Annotated in this window: 13 protein-coding genes; 8 read left to right on the top strand and 5 right to left on the bottom strand. The window is 70.1% G+C overall.

The window, feature by feature from the left end; all coding sequences use genetic code 11:
- Nucleotides 1-84: 84 nt before the first annotated feature.
- From rsgA to aceE, 4 genes are all read left to right on the top strand, one after another.
- Nucleotides 85-1140, top strand: a complete 1056-nt coding sequence (gene rsgA, locus RHOOR92_RS0113665) for a ribosome small subunit-dependent GTPase A (RefSeq protein WP_015448848.1) — start codon at nt 85-87, stop codon at nt 1138-1140.
- A 143-nt stretch (nt 1141-1283) separates the two neighbouring features.
- Nucleotides 1284-2567, top strand: a complete 1284-nt coding sequence (locus RHOOR92_RS0113670) for a flavohemoglobin expression-modulating QEGLA motif protein (protein WP_007509771.1) — start codon at nt 1284-1286, stop codon at nt 2565-2567.
- Between the two features lie 99 nt (nt 2568-2666).
- On the top strand, nt 2667-4958 hold the full coding sequence (locus RHOOR92_RS0113675) for an NADP-dependent malic enzyme (RefSeq protein ID WP_027490510.1): 2292 nt from the start codon (nt 2667-2669) through the stop codon (nt 4956-4958).
- Between the two features lie 178 nt (nt 4959-5136).
- Nucleotides 5137-7851: a pyruvate dehydrogenase (acetyl-transferring), homodimeric type gene (gene aceE / locus RHOOR92_RS0113680; protein WP_007509767.1), complete on the top strand. Its 2715-nt coding sequence runs from the start codon at nt 5137-5139 to the stop codon at nt 7849-7851.
- A gap of 61 nt (nt 7852-7912) precedes the next feature.
- Here the strand turns inward: aceE and RHOOR92_RS0113685 are convergent, their stop codons facing one another.
- From RHOOR92_RS0113685 to RHOOR92_RS0113700, 4 genes are all read right to left on the bottom strand, one after another.
- A complete protein-coding gene (locus RHOOR92_RS0113685) occupies nt 7913-9517 on the bottom strand; it encodes an MFS transporter (protein ID WP_027490511.1) in 1605 nt (534 codons plus the stop codon).
- Between the two features lie 140 nt (nt 9518-9657).
- Nucleotides 9658-9978, bottom strand: coding sequence for a hypothetical protein (locus RHOOR92_RS0113690; RefSeq protein ID WP_027490512.1), 321 nt, complete (start codon nt 9976-9978; stop codon nt 9658-9660).
- An 88-nt stretch (nt 9979-10066) separates the two neighbouring features.
- Nucleotides 10067-10735 carry a glutathione S-transferase gene (locus tag RHOOR92_RS0113695; RefSeq protein WP_007509760.1) on the bottom strand — a complete coding sequence of 223 codons (669 nt, stop codon included), beginning with the start codon at nt 10733-10735 and terminating at the stop codon, nt 10067-10069.
- A gap of 89 nt (nt 10736-10824) precedes the next feature.
- A complete protein-coding gene (locus RHOOR92_RS0113700) occupies nt 10825-11742 on the bottom strand; it encodes an arginine deiminase-related protein (RefSeq protein WP_007509757.1) in 918 nt (305 codons plus the stop codon).
- 224 nt (nt 11743-11966) lie between these two features.
- On the opposite strand from RHOOR92_RS0113700, the gene RHOOR92_RS0113705 reads away from it, so the two are divergent.
- Nucleotides 11967-12269, top strand: coding sequence for a DUF3247 family protein (locus tag RHOOR92_RS0113705; protein WP_007509755.1), 303 nt, complete (start codon nt 11967-11969; stop codon nt 12267-12269).
- Between the two features lie 42 nt (nt 12270-12311).
- Here the strand turns inward: RHOOR92_RS0113705 and RHOOR92_RS0113710 are convergent, their stop codons facing one another.
- Nucleotides 12312-13511, bottom strand: a complete 1200-nt coding sequence (locus tag RHOOR92_RS0113710) for an acyltransferase family protein (RefSeq protein ID WP_007509753.1) — start codon at nt 13509-13511, stop codon at nt 12312-12314.
- A 148-nt stretch (nt 13512-13659) separates the two neighbouring features.
- Here RHOOR92_RS0113710 and RHOOR92_RS0113715 point away from each other — a divergent pair, with 148 nt between their 5' ends.
- From RHOOR92_RS0113715 to RHOOR92_RS0113725, 3 genes are all read left to right on the top strand, one after another.
- Nucleotides 13660-14523 carry a LytTR family DNA-binding domain-containing protein gene (locus tag RHOOR92_RS0113715; RefSeq protein WP_027490513.1) on the top strand — a complete coding sequence of 288 codons (864 nt, stop codon included), beginning with the start codon at nt 13660-13662 and terminating at the stop codon, nt 14521-14523.
- Between the two features lie 70 nt (nt 14524-14593).
- Complete coding sequence (locus RHOOR92_RS0113720; RefSeq protein ID WP_027485267.1) at nt 14594-15328, top strand: hypothetical protein; 735 nt, start codon at nt 14594-14596, stop codon at nt 15326-15328.
- A 77-nt stretch (nt 15329-15405) separates the two neighbouring features.
- Nucleotides 15406-15864, top strand: a complete 459-nt coding sequence (locus RHOOR92_RS0113725; RefSeq protein WP_027485268.1) for a DUF6491 family protein — start codon at nt 15406-15408, stop codon at nt 15862-15864.
- Nucleotides 15865-15874: the final 10 nt, after the last annotated feature.

Here is a 15874-nt window from a genome sequence, read left to right on the forward strand (position 1 = left end):
CGCCGTTTGGGCCGGTTCCCGGTTCATCGTCGGGCAATCTTCAGGCAAGGCATAATCGGCGGACCGTGCCGACCGACCCTCCCGATGAGCGAACCCGAACCGATCGAACGCCTGCGCCGGATCGGCTGGCGCGGCGATGCGCTGCCCGGCGCCGGCCTGCGACTGGCGCGGGTGGTGGCCCAGCATCGCGCCGGCTACGAGCTGCATGACGGCGAGACCCTGTTCAGTGCGCAGCCGGACGGGCACTTCCTCAAGCGTGGCCTCGACCCGGCGGCGCGGCCGGTGGTCGGCGATTTCGTCGAGCTTGCGCCCGGTCGGCCGCCGCACATCGTCAAGGTGCTGGCGCGGCGCACCGTGCTATCGCGCGCGGCGGCCGGCGAACGCTACGAACGGCAGCTGATTGCCACCAACATCGACTACGTGCTGGTGCTGACCGGACTGGACGGCGACTTCAACCCGGCGCGGATCGAGCGCTACCTGTCGCTGACCGAGGGCTCCGGCGCGCAGCCGGTGGTGCTGCTGAGCAAGCTGGATACGCGCGAGGACGCCGCCGCGCAGATCGACGCGTTGCGCGCACGGCTGCCCGCCGGCACGCCGGTGCATGCGCTGAACAGCAAGGACCCGGCCAGCGTGGCGCAACTGGCCGCGTACCTGCAGCCGGGCGACAGCGCGGTGCTGGTGGGTTCCTCCGGCGCCGGCAAGTCGACCCTCACCAACACCCTGCTCGGCACGGCGCGCATGGCCACCGCCGCGGTGCGCAGCCACGACAGCCGCGGCCGCCACACCACCACCCACCGCGCCCTGCTGCAACTGCCCTCAGGCGGCTGCCTGATCGACACGCCCGGGATGCGCGAGCTGAAGCTGACCGGCGAGGAAAACCTCGACCTGTTCGCCGACATCGAGGCGCTGGCCGGGCAATGCCGCTTTGCCGACTGCGGCCACGGCAGCGAGCCGGGCTGCGCAGTGCAGGCCGCGCTGGCCAGCGGTGAGTTGACGCCCGGGCGCTGGCGCAATTTCCTCAAGCTGCACGACGAGCGCGAGGAGCAGGCGGCCACCCTGGAGGCGCGCCTGCGTCGCCAGCGCGGCGGCCGGCCGATCGAACGTCCGCACGGCCATCGCGGGCAGCGCGAGCGGGAGTAAGAGCGGCGCTCCCGCGTGCGGACGCCGCGCGCCAAAGCATCTAGTATCGCGGCATCGTTGCAGCGGAGGGCAGGCATGCGCCGGTTGTCGTCGTCAGGTTCCGGGTCGCGCGGTCGTTCCGGCGCGTCGCATGGAGCCGCGCGATGAGCGCGGCGGACGGCACCGTCGCACCCGAGCTGCGGCGTTACGCCGCGCTCGACCAGCGCCTGCTGGCGGCGGTGCGCGGCATCCGCATCCTGCCCACGGTGGCGTGGCCGGCGTCGCTGGAGGACCGCATGATCGCGGACTACGCCAGCGGCCGCTTCGCCCTGCCGCAGGTGAGCTACGCGCGGCCGGACCTGTCCGCGGCGCGCGCCGAGCTGGCGGCGATCGAGCTGGCCGCGGCCGAGGGCGCGCAGGTCGACCCGCTGGGCGATTACCTGCGCCGCACTGCCGAATCCTGGCGGATTGCCGCCGAGATGCTGGAGTCGGTCGGCACGGCCGGCGTCACTGCGCCGTCGATCGCGCTGTATGGACGGCCGGACGACGTCATCCCCGGCAGCCAGCGCAGCAACCTGGACGCGGCGCGCTACTTCGTCGAGCTGTCCGACGAGCTGGGCGCGGACCTGCTGGCCGACGACAGTTGCGTGAACGTGCCGGCCGACGTGCTGCGCGGCGACCTGGCCGCCACCCTGGACGAGTTCTTCGGTGCCGGCACGATCAACGTCGAGGTCGACCCCGAGCTGACCGCCAAGGCGGCCGCCGGCGCCACCCGCATCCGCCTGCGCGGCGGCGCCAGCTTCAGCGCCTACGACCGCCACCAGCTGCTGGCGCACGAGGCGTTCGTGCATTCGCTGACCGCGCTGAACGGCCGCCGGCAACCGCTGCTGGCCTCGCTGGCGCGCACCTCGCCGCGGGTCACCGCGACCCAGGAAGGGCTGGCCGTGTTCGCCGAGCTGATGTCCGGCGCGATCGACATCACCCGGCTCAAGCGCATCAGCCTGCGCATCCTGGCGATCGACATGGCGCTGGGCGGCGCCGACTTCGTCGAGGTCTACAAATATTTCAGCGCCTGCGGCCAGAGCGCGGCGGACAGCTTCCATTCGGCCCAGCGCGTGTTCCGCGGCGTGCCGCTGGGCGGCGGCGCGGCGTTCGCCAAGGACAACGTCTACCTGTCCGGCCTGCTCACCGTGCACACCTTCTTCCGCCTGGCGTTGAAACAGCGGCGGATGGACCTGCTGCGCCACCTGTTCGCCGGCAAGCTGACCCTGCACGACGTGATTGCGCTGCAGCCGCACTTCGAATCCGGCGCGATCCTGCCGCCGCGCTGGCTGCCGCCGTGGATGCAGCACGTGCACGGGCTGGCCGGCAAGCTGGCGTTCTCGGTCTTCATCAACGGCATCCAGCTGAACCGGGTGCACGGCAACGAGCTGCTGGCGAGCGTCTAGGGCCGCCGTTCCGGGCCGGCGCAGGCCGCCCCGGTGCTAACATCACGGAAAGTCGTCCGCCGCGGCCGGCGACTTCCCTTCATCGACCAAATGCACCTCATGAGCCTCCCCGAAGAACTGCGCCTTGCTGCCCTCGAATACCATCGCCTGCCGCGCCCCGGCAAGATCAAGGTCACCCCGACCACCTCGCTGCTGACCCAGCGCGACCTGTCGCTGGCCTACTCGCCCGGCGTGGCCGCGGCCTGCGATGCGATCGTCGAGGATCCGACCTCGGCGGCCGAGTACACCGCGCGCTCGAACCTGGTCGCGGTGATCAGCAACGGCACCGCCGTGCTCGGCCTGGGCAACATCGGGCCGCTGGCGGCCAAGCCGGTGATGGAAGGCAAGGGCGTGCTGTTCCAGAAGTTCGCCGGCATCGACGTGTTCGACATCGAGATCGACGAGAACGACCCGGACAAGCTGGTCGACATCATCGCCAGCCTGGAGCCCACCTTCGGCGGCATCAACCTGGAAGACATCAAGGCGCCGGAATGCTTCATCGTCGAGCGCAAGCTGCGCGAGCGGATGAAGATCCCGGTGTTCCACGACGACCAGCACGGCACCTCGATCATCGTCGGTGCCGCGGTGATCAATGCGCTGGTGGTGGTCGGCAAGAAGATCGAGGACATCCGCGTGGCCACCACCGGCGCCGGCGCCGCGGGCATTGCCTGTCTCGACATGCTGGTGGCGCTGGGCGTGAAACCCGAACACATCCTGGCGTTCGACCGCCATGGCGTGATCCACACCGAGCGCACCGACCTCGACCCGGACAAGCAGCGCTACGCGCGCGACACCGGGGCGCGCACGCTGGCCGAGATCGTCGAGGGCGCAGACGTGTTCCTCGGCCTGTCGGCCGGCGGCATCCTGAAGCCGGAGATGGTCGCCACCATGGCTACGCGGCCGGTCATCTTCGCGCTGGCCAATCCGAACCCGGAGATCACCCCGGAAGACGCCAAGGCGGTGCGGCCGGACTGCATCATGGCCACCGGCCGTTCGGATTACCCGAACCAGGTCAACAACGCGCTGTGCTTCCCCTACCTGTTCCGCGGCGCGCTGGACGTGGGCGCCACGGTGATCAACGAGGCGATGAAGATCGCCTGCGTGAAGGCGATCGCGGCGCTGGCGCGGCGCGAGTCGTCGGACGTCAGCGCGCGCGCCTACGGCGGCAAGCCGCCGAGCTTCGGCGCGGACTACCTGATCCCGCAGCCGTTCGACCCGCGCTTGCTGATCCAGCTGCCGCCGGCGGTGGCGCGGGCGGCGATGGAGTCGGGCGTGGCGACGCGGCCGATCGCGGATTTCGCGGCGTACAACGACCAGCTGACCAGTTTCGTGTTCCGCACCGGGTTGCTGATGAAGCCGGTGTTCGAGCGGGCCAAGTCCGCGCCGTGCCGGCTGGTCTACGCCGAGGGCGAGGAAGAGACCGTGCTGCGCGCGGTGCAGGTGGTGGTCGACGAAGGCCTGGCGCGGCCCATTCTGATCGGCCGCCCGGAAGTGATCGAGAAGCGCATCCATCGCGCCGGCCTGCGCATCCGCCCGGGCGTGGACATCGAGATCTGCAACATCAACTTCGATCCGCGTTTCGACGACTACTGGCGGCACTACCATCGGCTGATGGAGCGCCGCGGGGTGACCCCGTCGATGGCCAAGGCGGTGGTGCGCTCGCGGCCCACCGCGATCGCCGCGCTGATGGTCGAGCGCGGCGAGGCCGACGCGATGATCTGCGGCCTGGTCGGCCAGTACCAGGGCAAGCTGCGCTACATCCGCGACATCATCGGCCTGGATGCCGGCGTGGTCGAACCGTCGGCGATGGCCGCGGTGTCCACCGACAAGGGCACCTTCTTCTACCTCGACACCCACGTGCAGGACGACCCCTGTCCCGAGCAGATCGCCGAGGCAACCCTGCAGGCGTCGATCCGGCTGAAGCTGTTCGGCATCGTGCCGAAGATCGCGCTGCTGTCCGGCGGCAACTTCGGCAGCCGCGACACCTGCGGCGCGAAGAAGATGCGCAAGGCGCTGGAGCTGATCCGCGCCCGCGCGCCGCGGCTGGAGGTGGAAGGCGAGATGCAGGCCGACGCGGCGCTGGTGCCCGCGCTGCGCGAGAAGCTGTTCCCGCACTCGCGGCTGGAAGGCAAGGCGAACGTGTTCGTGTTCCCCAACCTGGATGCGGCCAACATCGCCTACAACATGACCCGCATGCTCTCCGACGGCGTGGTGATCGGGCCGATCCTGATGGGCGTGGCCAAGCCGGCGCACATCCTGATGCCGCAGTCGACCGTGCGCCGGGTGGTGAACATGAGCGCGGTGGCCTGCGTCGAGGCGCAGATCCGCGCGGCGAATCGCCACACCGGCTGAGCGGGCCGGCGTGCGTCGGCCCGTCGCGGTCGCGATCGCCATCCGTCAGCGCATGGACGCCGAATTGGCGGCTCCCGGGTCCAGCCGCTAGACTTGGACGTCGATTCCGCCGAGGTCCCCGGCGGCGGGATGTCCCCCTTCAAGCATGGGCGCTGCAACGGTGCCGCGGAGAATCTTCATGGATCAGCTCGACGATATCCTCAACCAGGACATCGACCCCACCGAAACCCGCGAGTGGATCGACTCGCTCGACGCGGTGATCCATCACGACGGCACCGAGCGCGCGCATTTCCTGCTGGAGAAGATGGTCGACACCACCCGCCGTTCGGGTGGCCACCTGCCGTTCGACCCGACCACCGCTTACGTCAACACCATCGCGCCGGCGAACGAGGCGAAGAGCCCGGGCGACGCGGCCATGGAATGGCGCATCCGCTCGCTGATCCGCTGGAACGCGATGGCGATGGTGGTGCGCACCAACCGCAAGCCCGGCTCGCTGGGCGGCCACATCGCCAGCTTCGCCTCCTCGGCCACGCTGTACGACGTGGGCTTCAACCATTTCTGGCGCGCACCCGGCGCCGAGCATCCCGGCGACCTGATCGGCTACCAGGGCCACATCAGCCCCGGCATCTACGCGCGCTCCTTCATCGAAGGCCGCATCAGCGAGGATCAGCTCGACCTGTTCCGCGCCGACGTGGTCGGCCATGGCCGCTCGCTGACCTCCTACCCGCACCCGTGGCTGATGCCCGACTATTGGCAGATGCCCACGGTGTCGATGGGGCTGGGCCCGATCCAGGCGATCTACCAGGCGCAGTTCTTCCGCTACCTGGAAAACCGCGGCCTGGTGCCCAAGTCCGACCGCAAGGTGTGGTGCTTCCTCGGCGACGGCGAGGTGGACGAGCCCGAGTCGCTCGGCGCCATCGCGTTGGCCGGCCGCGAGGGGCTGGACAACCTGATCTTCGTGATCAACTGCAACCTGCAGCGCCTGGACGGCCCGGTGCGCGGCAACGGCAAGATCATCCAGGAACTCGAAGGCGTATTCCGCGGCGCCGGCTGGAACGCGATCAAGGTGATCTGGGGTTCCTACTGGGATCCGCTGCTGGCGCGCGACAACGACGGCATCCTGCGCAAGCTGATGATGGAAACCGTCGACGGCGAGTACCAGGCGTGCAAGGCGTTCGGCGGTGCGTACACGCGCGAGCACTTCTTCGGCAAGTACCCGCAGACCCGCGAGATGGTCGCCAACCTCAGCGACGACGACATCTGGCGGCTCAACCGCGGCGGCCACGACCCGCACAAGGTCTACGCCGCCTACCACGCGGCGGTGAACACCCAGGGCATGCCCACGGTGATCCTGGCCAAGACGGTGAAGGGTTACGGCATGGGCATCGGCTCGGGCGAGGCGGAGAACCCCACCCACCAGCAGAAGAAGATGACCGGCGACGCGGTGCGCCATTTCCGCGACCGCTTCCAGATCCCGATTGCCGACGACAAGCTCGACAGCGTGCCCTACTACCACCCCGGCGCGAACTCGGCCGAGGTGGAATACATGCTGGAGCGTCGCCGCGCGCTGGGCGGCTTCCTGCCGCAGCGTCGCCGCCGCACCGACGTGCCGTGCAAGGCGCCGGAGCTGTCCGCCTACGCGCAGATCACCACCGGCACCGGCGAGCGCGAGATCTCCAACACCATGGCGCTGGTGCGCGGCATGAACCTGTTGCTGCGCGACAAGCAGCTCGGCCCGCGGGTGGTGCCGATCGTGGCCGACGAGGCGCGCACCTTCGGCATGGAAGGCATGTTCCGCCAGATCGGCATCTACGCGCCGTTCGGCCAGAAGTACCGCCCGCAGGACGCCGACCAGCTGTTGTACTACCGCGAGGCGCAGGACGGCCAGGTGCTGCAGGAGGGCATCTCCGAGGCCGGCGGCGTGTCGGCGTGGATCGCCGCGGCCACCAGCTACTCGGTGTCCAACCAGCCGATGCTGCCGTTCTTCATCTACTACTCGTTCTTCGGCTTCCGCCGCGTCGGCGACCTGATCTGGGCCGCCGGCGACCAGCGCGCGCGCGGCTTCCTGATCGGCGCCACCGCCGGCGCCAGCTTCCCCGGCGAGGGCCTGCAGCACTCCGACTGCGCCTCGCAGCTGATGGCCGGCACCGTGCCCAACTGCCGCGCCTACGACCCGACCTTCTCCTACGAGGTGGCGGTGCTGCTGCATCGCGGCGTGCAGGAGATGTACGAGGAGCAGCAGGACGTCTTCTACTACATCACCACCACCAACGAGAACTACACCCACCCGGACATGCCCGAGGGCTGCTACGACGGCATCGTCAAGGGCATGTACCTGTTCCGGGATTCGGGAGCCGGCGCCGCCAAGGGCAAGGGCAAGAACGGTGCGCCGCGCGTGCAGCTGATGGCGGCCGGTGGTTCCGTGCGCGAGGCCGTCGCCGCGGCCGAGCTGCTGGAGGCCGACTTCGGCGTCAAGGCCGACGTGTGGTCCTGCCCCAGCTTCAGCGAGCTGTCGCGTGACGGCTTCGACTGCGAGCGCTGGAACCGCCTGCACCCGGAAGCCAAGGCGCCGCGCGTGCCGCACGTCACGCAGTGCCTGGCCGACCGCGACGGCCCGGTGATCGCCGCCAGCGAGTACGTGCGCGGCGTGGTGGACCAGGTGCGCGCGTTCGTGCCCGAGGGCCGCTCCTTCACCGCGCTGGGCGCCGACGGCTACGGCCGCTCGGACACCCGCGAGCACCTGCGCGAGTTCTTCGAGCTGAGCCGCTACTGGATCGCCCATGCCGCGCTGGCCGCGCTGGCGAAGGAAGGCAAGGTCAACGCCAAGGACGTGGCGCGCGCGATCCGCGAGTACAAGCTCGACCCGGACAAGCCGAACCCGCTGACGGTGTGAGCGATCGGGTGCCCGGCGCCAAGGTCAGGGAAAGCCGCCGCGAGGCGGCTTTCCTTTGCGGCTATTCCGACAGCGCGTGCTGGATCGCTTCCAGCCCATGGCCGCGCGTCTCGATGCCGCTGCGCGCCAGCAGCCAGGCGGCGGCGATCATCGGCAGCGCGAGCATCAGCGCGGACAGCATGAAGTGTTCGAACAGGCCGGCCACGCCGACCAGTGCGCCGAGGATGCCGCCGAACTTCGAGCCCCCGGCGATCAGCCCTGCGCCGGTGCTGCGCAGGTGCACCGGATAGATCTCCGCCGCGTACGGGATCAGCGTGGCGATCACCCCGCTGATGCTCAGCAGCAACGCCACCGTGCCGACGATGGTCAGCGTCGTCGAGCGCAGGTCGGCCAGCGTGATCGCGAAGAAGAACAGCAGCGACAGCGCGGTCAGCGCGATGAACAGGACCAGGCTGCGGATGCTGCTCCAGCGTTGGTAGGCCCATACCACCAGGGCGATGCCGGGCAGGGCGATGATCGCCGAGCGCGCCAGCAGCGCGGCGCTGGCCTGTGCGTCGATGCCCAGCGCCACCAGGTTCGCCGGCAGCCACAGCAGGAAGCCGAAGTTGGCCAGGCCCCAAGCCACCGCGCACACCATCAGACCCCAGCTGATCGCCGCATGCCGGCCGCGCAGCAACTGGCGCAGGCCGATGCGCGCGGCCGCCGGCGACCGCGCGCGGGCGGCGTCGCCGGCAGGCGCGACGGCCACCGCCGCCGCGCCGCCGGAGAAGCGCTGCAGCACCGCGCGCGCCTGCTCCTCCAGCCCGGCCAGGGCGAGGAAGCGCGGCGACTCGGGGATGTAGCGGTTGAGCAGGATGATCAGCGCGCCGGTGGGCAGGTTGAGCAACCACAGCGCGCGCCAGCTCCACGCCGGCTCGAACAGCGCGGCGGCACCGGAGGCCAGCAGGTAGCCGACCGAGCTGCCGACGCCGCCCAGCGCCACCAGCAGCCAGCCGCGATGGCGGGTCGGGATGGTCTCGGCCATCAGGGTGAAGGTGATCGGCAGCATGCCGCCGGCGGCGGCGCCCATCATGAAGCACATCACCAGATTCCAGCCGAACGCCGGCATCGCGCCGCAGATCGCGGTGCCCATGAACATCAGCGCCGACAGCAGGATCGTCGCGCGGCGGCCGAACAGGTCGCCGAGCCGGCCCCACACGATCGAGCCGACCACGGTGCCAGTCAGCGCCGACAGCGCCAGCCAGCCGGCGGTCGCGCCGCTGATGCCGTATTCGGCCGACAGGCCCGGCATCACGAAACCGATCGTGGCCGGCTTCATCACGTCCACCGCCAGCGCGACGGTCAGCACGCCGACCAGCTTCCAGTGTTCGCGGTTGAGCGGCACGTGGTCGGCGGCGTGGAACGGCAATGGCTCGCGATCGGGGTGCAGCGTGCGCCGCATCTGCTGCAGCCGCGGCATCAGGCCATAGCCGGCGAGCAGCACGCCGAGCGGCACCAGCGCCATGCCGACCAGCATCAGGTTGTCCATCGGCATGCCGGCGAGGCGGAAGTGCATCGGCGCGGCCATCGCCAGCATCGGCAGGTGTGCCAGCACGCCGGCGATCACCGCGGTGCAGCCGAGCCAGAACGCCACCGGGTGGTGGAAGGAGAGGTCTTTCGAGCGCATGGATCGGCCGGCTGCGGGCGGTGATCCAGCTTAGCAGCGGCGGCACGGCCGGCAGACGGCCAGGCGGCAACCCGTCGGCGGCGGGTGCCTGCGGGTTGCCGGCGAAGCGCCGCGTGCGGCGCTTCGCGCGGCGCCGGCGGTCACTCGTCGTCGTCGCTGCGGAAGGCGCGGCGCAGCAGCAGGAAGGCGCCGAGGGTGCCGGCGACGATGGCCGCAGTGGCCAGCGGGTGGCGGTTCACCTGGCGGCGCAGCCGGCGATAGTGGTAGTTCGCCTCGTCGGCAAGATCCTCGGCGGTATGCGACAGCCGGCGGCCGTAGGCATCGCCGCGCTGGCCCCAGCGTGCGCGCAGGTCGCGCGCGCGGTCGTACAGGGTGTGCGCCCGCTCGCTGGCGCCGTCGGCGTAGCGGTGCACCTGTTCGCCGGCGTCGCGAAGCTGGCGTTCGATATCGTGCTTGCGCATCGGTGTTCTCCTCGACGGCCCGGTGGCACAGCGTGCCAGCGCCGTCGTGAGCGAGGCGTAAACAGCGCCGCCCGCTGGCGCGAACCGTTCAGCCGAGCCGGTATTCCCCGCCCTGCTGCAGCGCACGCTGGTATGCCGGGCGGGCGTGGATCTGCCGCAGGAACGCGCACAGCCGCGGGTGGCGCTCGTCCAGCCCGCCGCGCGCGGCGAACGCCTCCAGCGGGAAACTGAGCTGGATGTCGGCGACGCTGAACGCGTCGCCGCCGAACCACGCGTGCTTGCCCAGCTCGCCTTCGAGGTAGTCCAGGTGCAGCTTCAGTTGCGGGTCGACGAAGCTGCGTTGCACCTTGCGCGCGATGCTTCTGGCGACCGGCTTCACGAAGAACGGCGCGGGTGCGCTTTCCACCCGCCGGAACACCAGCTTCAGCAACAGTGGCGGCATCGCCGAGCCCTCGGCGTAATGCAGCCAGTAGTTGCAGCGCAGCCGCTCGGGCGTGCCGTGCGCGGGGATCAGGCTGTCGGCGCCGTAGCGGTCGGCGAGGTATTCGACGATCGCGCCGGATTCGGCCAGGGTGAGTTCGCCATCGGTGATCACCGGCGACTTGCCCAGCGGATGCATGGCGCGCAATTCCGTCGGCGCCAGCATGGTTTTCGGGTCGCGCCGGTAACGCTTGAGCTCGTACGGCACGCCAAGCTCTTCCAGCAGCCACAGGATGCGCTGCGAGCGCGAGTTGTCGAGGTGGTGGACGACGATCATGGGCTGTTCCATCGCGTTTCGTTTGCACAAGGATGTCGGCCGGCGATGCGCCGTCGCGAATCCCGCGGACTCTCGCCGGGATCGGCTATTCAGTAGATCTCGCCGACGCAGCAGCGCAGGCTGCCGCCGGCTTTCTCGATCTCGTCCAGTGCCACCGCATCGAGCGCGAAGCCGTAGCTGGCCAGCGCCTCGCGCTGCGCGTCGGTCAACGCGGCGGCGGCGCCGGCGCTCATCCACACGCGTTCGTCGGACAGGGTGATCGCGTTGCCGGCGAAGGCCTGCTTCTGCGCCGGGCTCAGCCAGATCGCGCGACCGCCGCAAGCCTGCGCGATCGCCTGCGCCGCGGCCGGATCGCGAAAGCCGTCGGCGGCGATGATCGCGGCGCGACTGGCCAGCAGCGCCAGCACCACGTTGGTGTGGTATTCGGACTCGGCCAACTCGAAGCAGTAGGTGAGGCGCAGGCCGAACGCCTGGTGCATGGCCTCGGCGCCGGCCAGGTTGCAGCGTTCGCCGAGGCCGCAGTAGCCGATGCCGCGGACGCGGTCGATGACCAGCGAACCGGTCAGCTCGGCGACCAGGCCGCTGCAGCCGGACAGGTCGATCTCGTCGTAGCCGAGCAGGTCGCCGAAGAATGCGCGGATGTCGGCGCGCGCGGCTTCGCGCTGGCGCACCGGGTGGCACATGCGGCCGACGATCAGCCGCCCCGGCGCGGTGGCGAACACGTTGTTCGGGAACACCGCGTCGGGCGTCGCCGGGTCGCCGGGAAAGGTGATCACCGGCACGTCCGCGCGCAGCGCCTGTGCCAGCGCACCGTGCTGGGCCAGCGCCCGCAGCGGGTCGACCGTGCGGCTCAGGTCCATGTAGCGGTTGTCGCGCGCCGATTCCTGCGCCAGCGCGAATCCGGCCGGCGCGACCAGGAACGCCGCCCGCGCGGTCGCGGCGGCCTCCGGCAGCGGCGCCAGGGCGGCGCAGGCGTCGAGGAATTCGGTGGGTGAGGTGGTGATCACGCGGCGGCTCCCTGCGCTGGCGGACATCGAAAGACGCCCTCGCAGCATAGCCGCTGCCGGTGCGGCCCGCGCAGCAGCTTCCCGGTGACGTTGCCGATGGCGGCAGGCGGCGGACCTCGTGGCGGCCCGGTGCCTCCGTTCAGCTGGCGGACGGGTGAATTGACGCGCGCTTGCCGCCTTGTCGACCAAGCTGGCGGCCGCTCCCATCACGCGAGGCGAATCCCATGGGCAGAGCGGCGGAACGTGTCTATACCGACCCGGCCAGCATCCGGCGGCTCGAATCGCTGATCGGGGAATTGCCGGCCAATGGCCACGTCGTGCTGCTGCTCAAGGACGGCAGCAGCTGCGACGGCGTGGTCGTCACGCGACCGAACGTGCAGATGTTTCGTGATGCCGACGAGCGCGAAGGGATCAATGCCACGGTGAAACTGGAACGCCCCGACGTGCCGGCGTGGAGTCGGCAGGTCTGGCTCGATCAGATCGCGCGGGTCGAACACGTCGATTCGATCATGGCGAGCGAAAACTGAGCGACCGCGGACAACCGCCGGATTGTTCCGCGGGCTCCGGGTTCAGGCCAGGTCGTCGGCCAGTCGTGGCGGCATGGCCGGCGCAGGAGCCCGCGCCGGTGCCGGATCGAGGCCGAAGCATGGCCGCAGCCAGCGCACCCGGCGTATCACGAACTCGTGCAGCAGCGCGCAGCCGCCGACGGTGGCGAGCAGGATCAGCGCGGGCTCGGCCACCGGCCCCAGCCGCAGCGGCATCAGCTGCCAGGCGAACAGCAACAGCAGGCTCTGGTGCAGCACGTACCACGGGTAGACCGCCTCGCGCGCATACGGCAACCAGCGGAACGGACGATCCAGATACGCATGGCCCCAGCCGAGCACGGCGACGATCGCGCTCCACAGGTAGAGGTAGTGCAGCGCACGCACCGTCAGCACCAGCGGCAGCGCGGCATCGTCCGGCAGGGTCTGGATGCCGAGCAGGTAGCCCGCGAAACAGCCGAGTGCCGTCAGCAGCGACGCCCGGCGCAGCCGTGCCAGTTCCGCCCAGAGGCCGGCGTCGGTGCCGAGCAGGTAGCCGTACAGGAACACCGTGGCGTAGATCGCATGCGCGTACCAGTCGCCCCACAGCGCCCCGGTCACCGGATAGCGGCTGGCCAGCAACGAAGCCCACAGCAGCAACGGCAGCGCGGGCAACAGCAGCAGGCGCGCGCCGCGCAACTTCAGGCAGGCCCCGCGCAGGCGCTGGCCCGGGCGCGATTCCAGCAGCGGCAGCAGGGCCAGCAACAGCATCGTGTAGACCCACAGATAGGGCAGGTACCACAGGTGGTTCCAGGTGAAGCCGTACTGCCAGCCGGTGAACGCGCCGGCCGGCCACGGGCCGCCGCTCCAGTAGCGCAGCAGGAAATGGCCGAAGCCCGGCGCGACCAGATGATTGGCCAGCCCCTGCACGTACGGCTGGATCGGGATCACCACCAGCATGCCGAAGACCAGCGGCAGCAGCAGGCGCAGGCTGCGCTTGCCGGCCAGCCGGCCGAGGCTGCCACGCCGACGCATGAAGTTCACCGCCAGCCCGGAGACCAGGAACAGCAGCTCCATCCGCCAGCGGTTGAGGAACAGCATCGGGTATTGCAGCCATTCGGTGGTGTGGCTGCTCTTGAGATGGAAATCCCAGCCGGCCCCGGCCACGTACAGCATCGCGGCGTGGTACAGGATCAGCAGGCCGAAGGCGAGCACGCGCAGCGCGTCGATGTCGTGGCGGCGGTTCATGGCGACTCCACAGGTGGGGAAAGTGACCGCCAGACTGCCGTGGCGAGCGCTCCCCCGTCGTGGCGCAAGTGACCGTTGGCCAGGCCGCTGTGACGAATCGCGGCGGGCAGGGGCGAGCCGCGGGGACGAGTTGCGTAGAATCCGTCGCATGACCACGACCCGCGGCTACACCTTCTACCAGCGCTGGCGGCGGCCGCTCGAAGTGACGGCCTGGCTGCTGTTCGTCGCGCTGAACGCCACCTTCAACAGCATCGACTCGCGCATCGACCACGCCGGCCGGGTGGCCGGCTGGGAGCCGTGGGTGTGGGAGTGGAGCAGTGCGCTGGTGCTGCTGGCGCTGCTGCCGGCGGTGATCGCCGTGGAGCGGCGCTGGCCGATCCGCTTCGATACCTGGCGGCGCCACCTGCCGCTGCACCTGCTGGCCAGCCTGCCGTTCAGCCTGATCCACGTCGGCGGCATGATCGCGTTGCGCACGCTGGCCTATGCCATGGCCGGGGCGCACTACGATTTCGGCGCGTGGTGGTTCAACTTCGGCTACGAATACCTCAAGGACATCCGCACCTATTTCCTGATCGTCGGCACACTGGTGCTGTACCGGCTGTGGTGGCTGCGCCAGCAGGGCGAGGCGAAACTGCTGGCTGCGCCGGACGAGGGCACGCCGGTGGAGCCGGTGGAGCGGCCAGAGCGTTTCCTGGTGCGCAAGCTGGGCAAGGAGTTCCTGCTCAACGCCAGCGAGATCGAGTGGCTGCAGGCCTCGGGCAACTACGTGAACCTGCACGTGCGCGGGCGCGACTATCCGCTGCGCGCCACCATGGCCGGGATCGAGGAACGGCTGGACCCGGCGCGCTTCGTGCGGGTGCACCGCAGCCATTTCGTCAACCTCGATTACCTCGTCGAGATCGAACCGCTGGAAAGCGGCGACGCACGCTTGCAGATGCGCGATGGCGCGAAGATCCCCTGCAGCCGGCGCTACCGCGCCGCGCTGCGCGAGCGTTTCGGCCAGGCGGATTGAGCTGGTGCGGTTGCGTGGCGACCGCGGATCGTTCCAAGCTAGCGGCCTGTTCCCGCCAGGTATGCCGCCGATGAACCGCGCTTTTCCCCGCCTTGCCCGGCTGGCTCTCTGCGCCGCCTGGCTGCTCGCCGGCTGCTCGCCGCAGGGCGGCGCGCCGGCGCCGACCGCGGAGCAGCAGCAGGCTCAGGCGCAGGCGGCCGACGCGGCGCGCAACCTCGACACCTACCGCCAGCTGCTGCGCATCGGCAACGACGAGATGGCGGTGTCGATGGGCAAGGACATCCTCAAGCGCTATCCCGACAGCGACGCCGCGAAGGAAGTGCACAAGACCCTGCCGGCGATCGAGCAGCGCTACACCGCGGCCAGCGAGAAGAGCCGGCTGGCCGCATTGTGGCTGTACCAGGTGGCGCCGATGGCCGGCGGCACGCAGTCCACCGCCACCATCGAGAACAGCCAGCCGGCTGACGGCGAGCGCGTGCGGCTGGTGCTGCGCCGGCACACCGAGTGGGGCCAGAGCGTGTTCCTGTACGGCAGCAAGCCCGGCTTCGTCTGCCGCGGCAACTGCACCCTCGCCGCCACGGTCGACGGCAAACCGGTGCGGATCAAGGCGTTCGCGCCGTCCACCGGCGAGCCGGCGCTGATGATCCGCGACGACAACGCGTTCATCGCGATGCTGCGCAAGGCGAAGAAGATCGGCATGGGCGTCACCCTGGTCGACGGCGAGAAGAAGCAGACCCTGGTCTACGAGGTGGGCGGTTTCGACCCGGCAAAGTGGGTCGCCGTGGGCAAGGGCAGCAAGAAGTAGCCTGTCCGCGCCGGGCGGCGTCAACCGAAACGGCGTCCGTGCGTCTGGACAGGAAAGTCTCCATCGAGGGCCGCCTTATGCCCAAGTCACCCCTGATCCCTGCCGGCGCACTGCTGCTTGGTCTGTCGTGCGCCGGTTGCTCCAGCGTGCCCTACGCCCAGCGCATGAGCGAGCGCCAGGCCGCCTATGCGGCGGCGGCCGGCGCGCCGGTGCGCAGCTTCCGCTTCTTCAGCCTGTACTCGTGGGAGCCGCTCGGCGACACCCAACTGGCCGTCTACACGCAGCCGAACAAGGCCTGGTTGCTGGACCTCGGCGGCTGCCAGGAGCTGCGCTTCGTCAACAGCATCGGGCTCACCTCCAACCTCAACCAGGTGATGGTGGGCTTCGACAAGGTGCTCACCGGGCGGCACAACGTTCCCTGCACCATCACGCAGATCCGCCCGGTCGAGGTGAAAAGCCTGAAGCTCGCGCAGCAGCAGCAGCGGCAGATCGAGAGCGCGGCGCGCGAAGGGCAGCCGCCCGCCGCGGCGCACTGAGTCACGCGCC

The organism is Rhodanobacter sp. OR92, assembly GCF_000427545.1.
Classification (GTDB): domain Bacteria; phylum Pseudomonadota; class Gammaproteobacteria; order Xanthomonadales; family Rhodanobacteraceae; genus Rhodanobacter; species Rhodanobacter denitrificans.

Bases quoted from the DNA above. Each gene is read 5' to 3' on its own strand.
- rsgA (WP_015448848.1), top strand. From the start codon at position 85: ATGAGCGAACCCGAACCGATCGAACGCCTGCGCCGGATCGGCTGGCGC.
- RHOOR92_RS0113670 (WP_007509771.1), top strand. From the start codon at position 1,284: ATGAGCGCGGCGGACGGCACCGTCGCACCCGAGCTGCGGCGTTACGCC.
- RHOOR92_RS0113675 (WP_027490510.1), top strand. From the start codon at position 2,667: ATGAGCCTCCCCGAAGAACTGCGCCTTGCTGCCCTCGAATACCATCGC.
- aceE (WP_007509767.1), top strand. From the start codon at position 5,137: ATGGATCAGCTCGACGATATCCTCAACCAGGACATCGACCCCACCGAA.
- RHOOR92_RS0113685 (WP_027490511.1), bottom strand. From the start codon at position 9,517: ATGCGCTCGAAAGACCTCTCCTTCCACCACCCGGTGGCGTTCTGGCTC.
- RHOOR92_RS0113690 (WP_027490512.1), bottom strand. From the start codon at position 9,978: ATGCGCAAGCACGATATCGAACGCCAGCTTCGCGACGCCGGCGAACAG.
- RHOOR92_RS0113695 (WP_007509760.1), bottom strand. From the start codon at position 10,735: ATGATCGTCGTCCACCACCTCGACAACTCGCGCTCGCAGCGCATCCTG.
- RHOOR92_RS0113705 (WP_007509755.1), top strand. From the start codon at position 11,967: ATGGGCAGAGCGGCGGAACGTGTCTATACCGACCCGGCCAGCATCCGG.
- RHOOR92_RS0113710 (WP_007509753.1), bottom strand. From the start codon at position 13,511: ATGAACCGCCGCCACGACATCGACGCGCTGCGCGTGCTCGCCTTCGGC.
- RHOOR92_RS0113715 (WP_027490513.1), top strand. From the start codon at position 13,660: ATGACCACGACCCGCGGCTACACCTTCTACCAGCGCTGGCGGCGGCCG.
- RHOOR92_RS0113720 (WP_027485267.1), top strand. From the start codon at position 14,594: ATGAACCGCGCTTTTCCCCGCCTTGCCCGGCTGGCTCTCTGCGCCGCC.
- RHOOR92_RS0113725 (WP_027485268.1), top strand. From the start codon at position 15,406: ATGCCCAAGTCACCCCTGATCCCTGCCGGCGCACTGCTGCTTGGTCTG.